10 protein-coding genes are annotated in these 12,532 nt (G+C 43.9%); 1 reads left to right on the forward strand and 9 read right to left on the reverse strand.

Translation table 11 applies throughout. The features are described from left to right. Positions 1-26 precede the first annotated feature (26 nt). From K1J09_RS03130 to treP, 8 genes are all read right to left on the reverse strand, one after another. Positions 27-221, reverse strand: coding sequence for a CsbD family protein (locus tag K1J09_RS03130; RefSeq protein ID WP_002894655.1), 195 nt, complete (start codon positions 219-221; stop codon positions 27-29). A gap of 100 nt (positions 222-321) precedes the next feature. Further along, positions 322-975: a DUF1803 domain-containing protein gene (locus K1J09_RS03135; RefSeq protein WP_223322340.1), complete on the reverse strand. Its 654-nt coding sequence runs from the start codon at positions 973-975 to the stop codon at positions 322-324. Next, positions 968-1,480 carry a YiiX/YebB-like N1pC/P60 family cysteine hydrolase gene (locus K1J09_RS03140; RefSeq protein ID WP_223322339.1) on the reverse strand — a complete coding sequence of 171 codons (513 nt, stop codon included), beginning with the start codon at positions 1,478-1,480 and terminating at the stop codon, positions 968-970. The genes K1J09_RS03135 and K1J09_RS03140 overlap by 8 nt, the downstream gene beginning before the upstream one ends. Positions 1,481-1,572: 92 nt before the next feature. Next, entirely contained in the window at positions 1,573-2,508 is a 936-nt protein-coding gene (locus K1J09_RS03145) for a manganese-dependent inorganic pyrophosphatase (protein ID WP_002894647.1), read from the reverse strand. Between the two features lie 138 nt (positions 2,509-2,646). Further along, positions 2,647-3,456: a pyruvate formate-lyase-activating protein gene (pflA, locus tag K1J09_RS03150; protein ID WP_002894645.1), complete on the reverse strand. Its 810-nt coding sequence runs from the start codon at positions 3,454-3,456 to the stop codon at positions 2,647-2,649. A gap of 225 nt (positions 3,457-3,681) precedes the next feature. Next, on the reverse strand, positions 3,682-5,931 hold the full coding sequence (locus K1J09_RS03155) for an endonuclease/exonuclease/phosphatase family protein (protein ID WP_223322338.1): 2,250 nt from the start codon (positions 5,929-5,931) through the stop codon (positions 3,682-3,684). A 187-nt stretch (positions 5,932-6,118) separates the two neighbouring features. Next, positions 6,119-7,750, reverse strand: coding sequence for an alpha,alpha-phosphotrehalase (gene treC / locus K1J09_RS03160; protein ID WP_223322337.1), 1,632 nt, complete (start codon positions 7,748-7,750; stop codon positions 6,119-6,121). Between the two features lie 72 nt (positions 7,751-7,822). Beyond that, the gene (gene treP, locus K1J09_RS03165; RefSeq protein ID WP_223322336.1) at positions 7,823-9,820 is read right to left on the reverse strand and encodes a PTS system trehalose-specific EIIBC component; all 1,998 of its coding nucleotides are present in this window, start codon (positions 9,818-9,820) and stop codon (positions 7,823-7,825) included. A gap of 188 nt (positions 9,821-10,008) precedes the next feature. On the opposite strand from treP, the gene treR reads away from it, so the two are divergent. Beyond that, the gene (treR, locus tag K1J09_RS03170) at positions 10,009-10,722 is read left to right on the forward strand and encodes a trehalose operon repressor (protein WP_176798534.1); all 714 of its coding nucleotides are present in this window, start codon (positions 10,009-10,011) and stop codon (positions 10,720-10,722) included. 366 nt (positions 10,723-11,088) lie between these two features. Here the strand turns inward: treR and K1J09_RS03175 are convergent, their stop codons facing one another. Beyond that, positions 11,089-12,429, reverse strand: a complete 1,341-nt coding sequence (locus K1J09_RS03175; protein WP_223322335.1) for a hemolysin family protein — start codon at positions 12,427-12,429, stop codon at positions 11,089-11,091. Positions 12,430-12,532: the final 103 nt, after the last annotated feature.

Raw genomic sequence — 12,532 nt, forward strand, 5'->3', positions numbered from 1 at the left:
CAGCCGAATAATCGACTGATTGTTTTTTATTTATCCAAGCTGTTTTTGATTCCTTCTACAGCACCTTCTACAGCTTCTTTAGCATCTTCAGCAACTTCTTTGGCTTTGGCAACTGTTTTTTCTACAAAGCCTTCTGCTTCTGTCTTGTTATCTCCTGTAACTTTGCCCACGCCTTCTTTAACAGCGCCCTTAGCTTGATCAAATTTATTTTCTAGTGACATATGATTGCCTCCGTTCTTTTTTACGGTTTCTGATACCGTTTACAGTAGTATATGTTTTTTCTTTCCAAAGGTCAACTATTCTGCTCATTCTATGAGAAAATCAGTGCAGCTGGAAAGTCAATCTCTCCTTATCAAAGCTGGCCTGTAACTCATACTTGCCTGCTTCGTTTTGCCGGATATAGCCCAAGATTACTAGGCTATCGACAAAAATGTCCCGCCGCTTCTGCATGAGCTCATCCTTGCGGACATACTTGAGAAGAAAGGTCGTCATATACTTGAGTGCATACTCTGGATTGACATCGCCTAAGACAGCATAAAGGGGCTTTTGTGCCTCAGACAGCGGATATTGGCGCTGCATCTTGTAAAAATAATTAGCCAAGGTAAGCTTATCCCGCAGAAAATCTGTCTCTTCCAGCAAGACCGCCGCATTGGTCTGATTGGAAAGCTGGGTCTCAAAGCGCAGCTCCAACAGTTCCTGATAGAGCGGACTATCATCACGGATAAAGATTTCCTGATCCAAACGCACATCCTCCAAACTTTCCAAAAGAGGCAGCGTCAGGTAATATCGCTTGTTCTCCCGCTTGATGTAGCCAGACTTGATAAACTCCTCTATCGAGCGGTCAATATTAGCCATTCCCTCAAACTCTCGCTTAATCTCCCGCAGAATCACTGCCTCATGCTGATCCAAATAATCAACCAGCTCCTGAAAAAAAGGCTGGCGCGTCAAACGACTGGGATTGATGATTTTAATCATGTAGTTCTCCTTTGTAGATGAGTTTTCTTGACTGAGCCAGCTGGCTAGGATTCGTCCCAGGCTGGCCTATAGGTACAGCCAAGCCCAAATCCCGATAATATTCCTGCCAAAAATCAGAAATCAGATTTTTCTCATCACCAAACTGCATGGGAATCGTATCAAAAATCGGCAAAATTTCCGCAATATACTCCGAACAGTAAAAACCATCGGACTGCGGATAGAAGCTAAAATTGTATGGCTTTCCTAGATGAAATTTGGCCCTTTTAAAGACAGCATCTGCATCAATAGCTGGATAGCAATACACGTCATAAACATCCTCATCCTGCAAAAAATCAGACAAATCTTGATTGACAACACCCTTCTCATGGGTTGCATGATAAATCTCACCATTAAAAAAGATGGCCACGTGGCTGTATGAGCCAGTTGCTGCTCGGATTGCAGCAGCAATTCCTGAAGATCCGACTGTAAAAATCAAATCTCCATCTTGTAAATCTTGAATCTTCATTTCTATCGCCTATCAAAAAAGGAGCCGAGACTCCTTTTTAAGTATGAGGGGAATAGCCCTCATCTAGTAACTTATTTCGTCATTTGAGCTCTTTAAGCATTAAAACTTTCTGTCAGTTGAGGCACCACTTGCTTCTTACGAGAAACAGCGCCTGCAAGGAAAGCATGGTTGTTTTCAAGAACAAAGTTGAAGGCGGCTTCGACCTTGTCCATATTGCTTCCGATAGCCAAAATTTCTGAGTTTGAGTTAATAATATCTGTAATCATCAAGACAAAGTCAGAGTAGCCGTTATCAGCGATTGCTTTTTCAATAGCCGCTTCGATTTCTGCTTGACGCTCCAAAACTTCAGCAATATCAACTGTGTTGACCTGTGCCACACGGACATTGTTTCCGTTGAGCTCAAACGTTTTAGCATCGATGTCGATCAATTCTTCTGCAGACTTGCTAGCCAAGTTTGTACCTGCCTTAAGCATTGCCAAACCATACTCTTCCAAGTTGACACCAGCCAGCTCAGCCAATTCTGGTGCAATGACCTTGTCAGTCGGATGAGTTGTTGGTGATTTGAGCAAGAGAGTATCAGAGATCAAACCAGACAGCATCAATCCTGCAATTTCTTTTGGAACTTCTACGCCGTGCTCCTTGAACATGCGGTAAACAATAGAGGAAGCAGATCCCACTGGCTCCAAGCGCATGTGAAGGGGACTAGCTGTTTCAAAGTTAGCAACACGGTGGTGGTCCACCACGCCATAAACTTCAACTTCAGCGATATCAGCCACAGACTGTTGGAATTCATTATGGTCTGTCAGAATAACCTGCTCAGCACCCTCTGCCTTTGCAGATGTAATCACGCGCGGCGCAGCTACACCAAAGTAATCTAAAACAAAGGCTGTTTCTTCATTAGGCTCACCCAGAGCAACAACTTCTGTATCCAAGCCATAAGCTTCACGAGCCAAGTAAGCAAAAGCGTAAGATGAACCAATGGCATCTGAGTCAGGATTTTGGTGACCGAAAACTAAAATTTTAGACATGATAAACCTCTTCTTTTATATAAACTTATTGCATTTATTTTACCACAATTACAGGCATTTCACAAAAGCAGAAGAACATTTTCTTAAGAAAAATGGACTGGTCAACCCACCAGCCCATTTATTCGTACTCAAAGTAGATTAGCTATTATGCACCCGATTCATATACTCTGTATAGGATTCAGTCTGCATGAGTTCCTTGGCATTCTTGACCCGATCAGCTGTTGGAGGCTTAACACCTTCCAGCTTGTAAGGAATGCCCAACTCCCGCCATTTGAATTCTCCCATGGTATGGTAAGGTAGAATTTCAAACTTATCAACATTCTTCAGTGTCTTAACAAATTTACCTAGCTCAATCAAGTCATCATCGCGGTCGGTCAATCCCGGCACCAAGACATGGCGTATCCAGACTGGCTTTCCAATGTCAGACAGGTACTTGGCACAGGCCAAGATATTCTTGTTGGTCTGGCTGGTCACAATTTTGTGTTGTTCTTCATTAATTTCCTTGATATCTAGCAGGACAAGGTCGGTGACTGCCATAAGCTTGTCAAATTTTTTCAGGTAGCGAGGCGTATTTCTAAAAGGTAGGGCACAGGTATCCAATGTACAGTGAATGCCCAGCTCCTTAGCCTTGGTAAAGAAGGCGATCAGAAAATCAATCTGCAGCAAGGCTTCTCCTCCGCTGACGGTGATGCCGCCTTTATTGCCCCAGAAGCCCTTATAACGGAGAGCCTCTTGCAAGACATCGTCCACGGTCCGCAGCTGAGATTTGTTGGTCTCCATCTCCCAAGTATCCGGATTATGGCAATACTGGCAGCGCATATGGCAGCCCTGCAAAAAGACAATAAAACGGATACCCGGTCCATCAACTGCTCCAAAACTTTCGGTGGAGTGGACCATGCCCGTTACCTTTCCATAATCAACTGCTTCTTCAATTTTCTCTTCAACCATCGCGCAACCTCTTAAGTCTGAAAACGTTTTATAACTAACTACATTATAACATGATTAAAGCAAAAATAGACTTAATTTGCCTATTTTTTAGAAAACAAACTGTTTTTCAGTTTCATTTTCAGTGTTTTACAACAGATGAAACTTTAGGGCGAAAGCAGTAGGCAAGCAAAAAATCAGGGCAGAATCTTTATTCCACCCTGATTTCACTTTTTAAAATGATTTTAGTTAATTTCGACTTCTCTTTTTGAGAGTAAAAGCAAACATTAGCAAGGTCAATCCCAAGACTGCCCAGCTACTGTTATTTTGGCCGGTCTGCGGGAGTCCCTTCTTCTTGCTGCTAGCTGTCTGACCTTGTCCGGTTTGATTGGACGATGGAGAATTGGGCTGAGACGGAGCTCCTTGTTCTGCTGCTACAGAAGATTGTCCAGTTGACTGAGATGGCTGGGAACTGTCAGATGTTGAAGCTGCAACATCCTTCGAAAAGTCCAGCTGCACCACTACTGGATCATGGTCTGAAGCTCTGCCATGTTCCTCCATGAAAGAGGCATTGATATGGACAGGCGCAAAGACTGCCTTGCCTGCTAGGTTCTTCGAAATGAAAATGTTGTCCAAGCTTTGGTTGCTGCCGCGGTAGAAGTAGGAATAACGGTCAGCCGCATCATGCTCCTGCATAAGATTAATCAGTTCATTACCCGCCAGTGCTTTAGCCGTTTCGGAAAATTCAAAGTCATTGAAATCACCAGTCAGCACAAACTTAAGGTTAGGATTTTGTCTCAGTCCTTCCTGAACAAAGCTATTTAAAATTTTAGCCTGCTCTATCCGAGCAGCCTGCGTATGCTGAACTGCTGGCTGAACGGAGCCATAAACGGCATCATCTCCAATCTTGGACTTCAAATGATTGGCGATAACGACGATATGCTGTCCCTTAAATTCAAACTCAGCTGCCAAAGATTTACGAACCTTGGTAAAGGCTGGATCTGTTGGAGCAATTCGGGCAGGATTCTTAACCAAATGGCCATCGGAAAAGCTAGCTGCTTCGTCACTCGTACCGGCTTCTTTTTCGACTAACTTCACCCGATTTGGATCGTAGAGAAAGGCCACGCGGATATTAGAGCCAGGCTTGCCGCCATCTTGACCGTCAAGTGGTGCAACTTCAGTGTACTTGTAAGTTTTACCTCCCAGTTCTTTGATGCGAGCCGCTAGTTTCTCGCCACTTTTGACACCGCTGGTCGTTCCGTCATTAACGCTGCCATTCTCATCTTGAACCTCGATGAGCGTGATGATATCTGGACTGTGGATTTCATTAATGAAGGAATTAGCGATTCTAGTCACTTTTTCCTCAGGCGTTTCACCTTTTTTAGCATTAGCAGAAAAATTCTCGATATTGTAGGAAGCAATAGTCAACTTGTCCTCGCTTGGATAGATAGGAGAGACCTGTCTCTGCAAGCCACCGTCCACCAAATCAGGCAGCTGAGTCGGCTCCAACTTATAAATCTTCCCACGATAGGTCACGACTCCGACCACATCACCATTGAAATAATCCTTGGCCTTGGCAATGAATTTATTGCCAACATAGACTGGAATGGTTGCGGTATTTTGAGCGTTTGGACGAAGATTTAGGCCACCGATATTGTTTAATGGTTGGGCTTGGTAGCCTTCAGGTAAGACATAAATGTCTCCACGGTACTGCGGGCCTAAAACGCGGGGCCTCTTCACCGTCGTCAACATTCCTTCCAAACTTTCCCAGTAGTCCAACGATTCACTTTGAGGCTGATAATTATTAATATCGTTATCGACCGTATCCTGAGGCATATTAGCCACGATGTCAACTGGATCAGGTAAATCAGCTTTCCCTTCCTTGGTCACCTTGGAAGCGATAAACATGGTGACAGTTAAACTACCACTGGGCTTGTTAAAAGTCTGTCCCTGACGAACGCTGAGCTCTTCCATGTAGCCTTCTTTGACTCGTCCTTCAAGACTAAGTTTGTCACCGACATCGACTTTTTCTTTAGAAACAACATAAAGAGCATCAGAAGTCCTGCTATTTCCATCAGGAGTCAGGTCTTGAACATAAAAGCCATAGCGGTCTGTTTTCGTCACAACTACATTGGAAACTTGAACCTCTTTGTCCTCATAGGGAGAGGCTTGTGATTCTCCCTGAATGGTTCCCACATTGGGCACAGCTTCTGGTCCGCTAGCTGCAGCTTGTGCTGTAGCAGGAGCTTGGCCTTCCTTTTCCACTGTCTCTGTAGAAGCTGCCTTTGACTCTCCTGATTCTGCTGATGCACTCTCTGCTTGACTGGCAACCGACGCATCACTTACAGCCGGATTCTCTGTAAGAGCAGCCGCCTCAGAAGTCGACGAACTTACCGCTTCTTCTGCTCCGACTGGTTGGACAGAAAAAAGCAGGGACAGAAAAGCAGCTAGCAAGACCGCTATGGGAAAGAGCTGCCTGTAAGAAACTTGTTTTTTCATGAACTTCTCCTTTTCTGTATAAATGTATATTATCCTATTTAATTTTTATTATAAAGAAAAGAATCAAATTTTGCAAAGGCTTTCTTAAAATTCTGTATTAGTTTCTCTCTCTTCACAAAAATACTTGTCTAGGCTGGCCCAACACATAAAAAAGAATCTGAAATTTTTTCCAGATTCTTTCGAGACTTTAGTTTTCACCTACTAAAATTGCCATGGTTTCGTATGGCTGCAAGGTCATCACAGGGTCAATCTGAGCCTTGCCGTAATTGGATAGGAGAACCTGACCATTCTGATAGTCCGTCAGGATGTCCAACGTAATCGGATCAGCATAAAAGTTGTTAAGGACTAAAAGTTTTTGTCCTTGCCACTCCCGCTCAAAGGCATAGACCTGGGGACTGTCTTCATAGGCTGGCTGATAGCTACCTTCTGCAATGATTGGCAGTTCCTTACGCAGGGCAATCAATTTCTGATAAAAGGTAAAAATCGGGCTCTTTATTTCATTTTCCACATTGATGAGAGGATAGGATTTGCCCGCCTTCAGCCATGGAGTTCCTGTTGTAAAACCTGCATTGACTGAATCATTCCACTGCATAGGCGTCCGAGAATTATCACGAGATTTAGCCTTGATAATCCTAAAGGCTGCTTTTGGCGATTGCCCTTCAGCAAGCAGACTCTGATAAGCATTGACAGACTCGACATCCACATAATCTTCCATGGAGTCGTAGTCAGGATCCACCATGCCAATCTCTTCACCCATGTAGATATAAGGCGTCCCGCGCGACAGATGAATACTGGCTGCCAACATGGTTGCCCCTTCATTGCGGAAATTTTCCACATCGACAAAGCGGTTAAGAGCTCGCGGCTGATCATGATTGTTCCAAAAAAGGGCTGACCAGCCTTCATGATTACTCATTTCCTTCCCCCAAGTATGGAAGAGGCGTTTTAACTCTTCAAAGTCAAAAGCCTTAAGCGTCCACTTCTGTCCATCCTCATAGTCCACCTTGAGATGATGGAAATTAAAAGCCATAGATAGCTCCTGACGATCTGGTGCCGTGTAAAGAATGCAATTTTCGATCGTCGTAGCGCTCATTTCGCCAACCGTCATAACGGAATCGTCCTGCCCGAAGGTCGCTTCGTTCATCATGCGCAGATAATCATGCACAATTGGCTTATCAGTATAGGCCGGCTTTCCCTCCTGATCCGGACAGTCCGTCAGCACCTCATCTTTACCGATCACATTGATGACATCAAAGCGGAAGCCTTTGACCCCTTTGTCTCGCCAAAAATTCACCACTTTAAAGAGCTCTTGACGAACATTGGGGTTGCGCCAATTGAGGTCAGCTTGAGTGACATCATAAAGATGCAGATAATATTTGCCCGTATCGCCAAATGGCGCCCAGGCACTGCCACCAAACTTGGACAGCCAGTCCGTCGGCTCATCCCGCAGGATAAAAAAATCCTGATAGTAGGAATCCCCAGCCAGTGCCTTTTGGAACCACTCATGCTCAATCGAGCAATGATTGAGAACCATATCCAGCATAAAGTCAATACCATGCTGCTGGCCGACCTTGACCATCTCTTCGAAATCTGCCATATCCCCAAAGATAGGGTCTACCGAAGTATAGTCAGAAATATCATAACCATTGTCCCGCTGTGGACTCGGATAGAAAGGATTGAGCCAGATCATATCCACTCCCAGCTCTTTCAGGTAAGGAAGTTTTTCAATAATCCCGCGAAAATCTCCCAAACCGTTGCCAGTCGTGTCTTTAAAAGATTTTGGATAAATTTGGTAGACAACCTTTGTTTTATCAAGTGTCATATTTCCTCCTTTTTTGAGAAAAGGGACAGATTTTAAAGCACCGTCCCTTTCTATAAGTCATTTCATTTTTCTTTAAAGCAGATTAGCTGTCATCAATTGGCTGCCTCGCTCAACTACCCGAGGAAGTTGTTCAAGCACCTCCACCTGATACTTGTCTGAGTTCGTAATGATGACTGGTGTTTCTGTTACATAGCCTGCTTTCTTGATCATGTCTATATCAAAGGAAATGAGCTTGTCGCCAACCTTGACCTTATCTCCCTGAGACACATAACCTTCAAATCCTTTGCCCTCCAGATTAACAGTGTCCATTCCGATATGCATCAGGATTTCAACACCTTCATCTGACAAGATGCCGATGGCATGCTTGGTTGGGAAGAAGACTGTTACTCTACCATTGACTGGTGAAACCAACTCACCTTGGCTAGGAACAATGACAACTCCACGCCCCATCAAACCTTGTGCAAAGACAGGATCTGTTGCCTGACTCAATTCTTTGACTTCTCCTGCCAGCGGACTAGTAATCGTTACAGGAGCTGATGAATCAGCTGCTTTCACCTCTGGAGATGACTCGGCTTTGGATGGCCCGGCAAATTCAGCCTCTTCCTGAGCTGCAAACTCTGCCTGCAATTCTGGATCTTCCTCTGTCTTCGTCAAGAAGCCTGTCTTGTGGAAAAAGAAAGTCAGGAACATTGGTACAAGGATTGCTACAAGCATAACTCCTGCAAATGGAATCATATATTTTGCTTGGATAGAAAGGATACCTGGTAAACCACCAATACCAATAGCATTTGCCGTTATATTAAAGGTTACAGAAAGCAGACCCGCAATAGACGAACCAATCATTCCCGCAACAAATGGATAAACGTACTTAACATTGACCCCGAAGAGAGCAGGCTCAGTAACACCAAGGTAAGCTGAAATGGTTGCAGGCAGGGAAATTTGCGCTTCCCGCTCATCATGGCGTTTCATAAGGTAATAAGCAAATACAGCTGAACCTTGAGCAATATTAGATAGAGCAATCATTGGCCAAAGACCAGTACCACCGGCATCAGCTACCAACTGAGTATCAATGGCATTGGTCATATGGTGAAGACCTGTGATAACAAATGGAGCATAAAGGGCACCAAATACTGCGCCAAAGAGCCATTTAACTGGACCAGTTAAACCTGCAAGTACAACTGTTGAAAGCCCCTGACCGATTGTCCAACCGATAGGACCCAAGACAGTATGAGCCAGAATCAGAGCAGGAATCAATGATAAGAATGGCACAAAAATCATAGACACTACTTCTGGAATATGTTTACGCCAAAAGATTTCCAGATAAGATAGAGATAAACCTGCTAAAAGGGCCGGAATAACCTGAGCTTGGTAACCAACACGATTGACAGTGAAGAAACCGAAATCCCAAACCCAGTCCTCAGCGATTTCAGCTGCTGGTGTCGATGCTACTGAATAAGCATTGAGCAATTGTGGTGACACCAAACAGATTCCCAAGACAATCCCAAGAATTTGGCTAGTTCCCATTTTACGAGAAACAGACCAAGTGATTCCTACCGGCAGGAATTGGAAAATTGCTTCACCAGGAAGCCACAAAAAATGGTTAATTCCAGACCAGAATTTGGATACCTCTGTGATTGTTTTCCCATCCAACATAGACCAATGAACGCCTTCAAGGACATTGCGGAAGCCAAGGATTAACCCTCCGACAATCAAAGCTGGAATGATAGGGGTGAAAATTTCTGCCAGAGTGGCCATAACCCGCTGAAGGGGATTTTGCTTGCTCTTAGCAGCAGACTTTGCTGCTTCTTTTGATACTCCCTCAATACCTGACACAGCAGTGAAGTCATTGTAAAAGATTGGCACATCATTTCCAATGATGACTTGGAATTGCCCAGCATTTGTGAAAGTTCCCTTGACCACTGGGATTGCCTCAATGGCCTTGACGTTGGCCTTTTTATCGTCGCCAAGTACAAATCGCATCCGCGTTGCACAATGGCTAACTGCTGTGACATTCTCTTTGCCGCCGATTGCATCAAGCAGATCTTTGGCTTCCTTCTCAAATTTTCCCATTTGACTACTGGCTGAATGAGAATCCAGCACTCTCCTTATATTTTTTTACGAGTCGGTTTTTCAACACACTCCTACAAATAATTGTAATCGATTTCAAAGATGTAGGCAAGTTGTTTGTTGAAAAAAGCCCTCATTTTTGATAAAATTTTCTAGGTTGTATGCAAAAAAGAAAACAAGTGGGATTTATGATGAAGAAATATAAACAATTATTCAAACAGATTGAGAAAGATATTTTAGACGAGCGTTATGCAGTCGGAGATTTCTTGCCCAGCGAACATCAGCTGACAGAAGACTACCAGGTTAGCCGCGACACAGTCCGCAAGGCTCTGGCCCTGCTGCAGGAAGAAGGATTGATTGAAAAAGTCCGCGGACAGGGTTCCAAAGTCATCAAGCATGAACAGTTTGACTTTCCTGTGTCTAAGCTGACCAGCTATCAAGAAGTAGTCAAGCAGAATAATATGCAGTCCAAAACCAATGTTGTCAGCTTGGAAAAGATTACCGTAGATCAGAAACTGTCGGACATCACTGGCTTCCCTCCCTACCGACTGGTTTGGCGAATCGTCCGTCAGCGCGTTGTAGACCAAATCGCCTCGGTCTTAGATATTGACTATTTAGACAAGGGTATCGTCCCTCATTTGACAAGGGAAATCGCTGAGCAGTCCATTTATGCCTATTTGGAAAATGATTTAAAGCTCAATATCGCTTATGCCAAGAAGGAATTTACCATTGACCACGCCAATGACCGAGACAAGATTCTCATGGACCTAGGCAAGGACCAGCAGGTCGTCTCTGTCAAGTCTCAGGTCTATCTGGCAGACGGCCGCCAGTTTCAATATACCGAGAGCCGCCACAAGCTAGACAAATTTCGCTTTGTAGATTTTGCTAAGCGTCAGAAAGAATAACCTTGAGTTCCATTCAGATCACAAAACCACCCCTGCCTTCCAGTTGGCAGAGGTGGTTTCTTTTATGAGTAGTCTAAGGCTGCCTTGTTTTGGAGCGACAAAGAGCCTCAAAATTTCTTTTTACTTGTTTTAGGAGATTTATATGAAAAAATTAGTGAAGGGCTTCTGCTGCTTTTTAAAATTTACTGATTCTTATTACTTCCTTTCCTACTTTTGCGCCTGTGAGAATGTCAATACTTGCTTATCATATAGGGTAACTTTAGATGTCATTGGACTGTCCTCATTTCTATTTTGATGGTATTAGTATAATCCCAGAAACTTAAGACAGACTTATAAAAAACTTGAAGGAAACTTAAAAGGCTGAGTTTATTTCTCAGCCTTTTCTGCTTCTTCAATAATGTCAGAAATTTCAACCTTAACCTTCGTGACACGGCCATTTTTAACCTTGTCATTGGTCAAAATGAGTTGCTTATTCTGACTTTCGACTTCGTAGCTAATGCGTTCTTTCGGATCTGGAATAGTTCCTACACAAGTCAAGTAATAACCAGCTATCGTATCCACATCGTCACTTTCGATCTCGACTTCAAAGTATTCATTAAAGTCATTGAGGGTCATAGTTCCTAAGACGATGTAGGTGTTCTCACCGATTTCATGGACTTCAATCTCAGCCTTGTCTGTCTCATCGTCAATCTCACCGACAATCTCCTCCAAGAGGTCTTCCAGTGTAACCAGACCAGCCATTCCGCCATACTCATCCAAGAGAATCGCCATTTGATTTTGCGTATTGCGCAGCTCCTTGAGCAAATTATCAACAAACATGGTTTCCGGTACAAAGAGCGGCTCCTGCAGGATCTTACGCAGAACGATATTGTCAAAACCATTGACGAATCCTTCATTAAGCAGTCGCTTGGTATGAATCAGTCCAATGACATTGTCCTTATCCCCATCATAGACAGGAATCCGCGAGAAGCTCTGCTTGAGGATGCTTTCAATGATTTCCTTGGTGTCGTCCTGAATGTCCACCATAAAGGCATCCGTCCGTGGCACCATCAGTTCACGCGCCATCAACTCATCCAGAGAGAAAATCCCCTGCAGCATCTCAATCTCGTCCGCATCCAAGGTCTCTTCGCTCTTAGTCAGCATATACTCAATCTCGTCCCGGGTCATCTTTTCGTCTGCATCATCAAACTTCATCGGGGTTATCCGACTCAGTAGATTGGTAGACGCTGACAGCAACCAAACGAAGGGACTGACAATCTTGCCAAGAAAAATAATAACCGGAGCAGCCCGCACAGCTAGATTGTCTTTCAGGTTCATGGCAATGCGCTTAGGATAAAGCTCACCCAAAACAATAGAAATATATGTCAATAAGACCAAAGCCAAGAAAGTTCCGATAGCACGTGCTGTTTCGGAATTTCCCATCCAAGAAGAGAACAATTTCCCCAAATTATCCGCAAAGCTGGCCCCAGACAGGATATTGATAACTGTAATCCCAACCTGAATGGTTGATAAGAAATTATTAGGGCTTTCTAAGACCGCCAAGAGACGACTATATTTGAGGTCGCCCTCTTCAGCCTTTTGCTCCACACGCGCCCGATTGAGCGATACCATTGCCATCTCAGCTGCTGAGAAAAAGGCATTTAACAAAGTCAATATAAACAGTAGTAAGGCTTGCCATAACATATTCTGACTGCCAGGGTCTTCCATTGATTCTTTCTCCTCGAAATGTATAAGTAAATCTGATTATATCATATTTTTAAATTTAGTGCACAGGAAATGAAAATAAGACGGAAGGCCTTCCTTCCGTCTT

The sequence above is a fragment of the Streptococcus sanguinis genome, from assembly GCF_019928825.1.
In the GTDB taxonomy this organism is placed as follows: Bacteria; Bacillota; Bacilli; order Lactobacillales; family Streptococcaceae; genus Streptococcus; species Streptococcus sanguinis_L.

Excerpts from the sequence above, each read along its gene's own strand:
- K1J09_RS03140 (WP_223322339.1), bottom strand. The coding sequence starts at position 1,480 with ATGAAGATTCAAGATTTACAAGATGGAGATTTGATTTTTACAGTCGGA.
- K1J09_RS03130 (WP_002894655.1), bottom strand. The coding sequence starts at position 221 with ATGTCACTAGAAAATAAATTTGATCAAGCTAAGGGCGCTGTTAAAGAA.
- treP (WP_223322336.1), bottom strand. The coding sequence starts at position 9,820 with ATGGGAAAATTTGAGAAGGAAGCCAAAGATCTGCTTGATGCAATCGGC.
- K1J09_RS03155 (WP_223322338.1), bottom strand. The coding sequence starts at position 5,931 with ATGAAAAAACAAGTTTCTTACAGGCAGCTCTTTCCCATAGCGGTCTTG.
- treC (WP_223322337.1), bottom strand. The coding sequence starts at position 7,750 with ATGACACTTGATAAAACAAAGGTTGTCTACCAAATTTATCCAAAATCT.
- K1J09_RS03175 (WP_223322335.1), bottom strand. The coding sequence starts at position 12,429 with ATGGAAGACCCTGGCAGTCAGAATATGTTATGGCAAGCCTTACTACTG.
- K1J09_RS03145 (WP_002894647.1), bottom strand. The coding sequence starts at position 2,508 with ATGTCTAAAATTTTAGTTTTCGGTCACCAAAATCCTGACTCAGATGCC.
- treR (WP_176798534.1), top strand. The coding sequence starts at position 10,009 with ATGAAGAAATATAAACAATTATTCAAACAGATTGAGAAAGATATTTTA.
- pflA (WP_002894645.1), bottom strand. The coding sequence starts at position 3,456 with ATGGTTGAAGAGAAAATTGAAGAAGCAGTTGATTATGGAAAGGTAACG.
- K1J09_RS03135 (WP_223322340.1), bottom strand. The coding sequence starts at position 975 with ATGATTAAAATCATCAATCCCAGTCGTTTGACGCGCCAGCCTTTTTTT.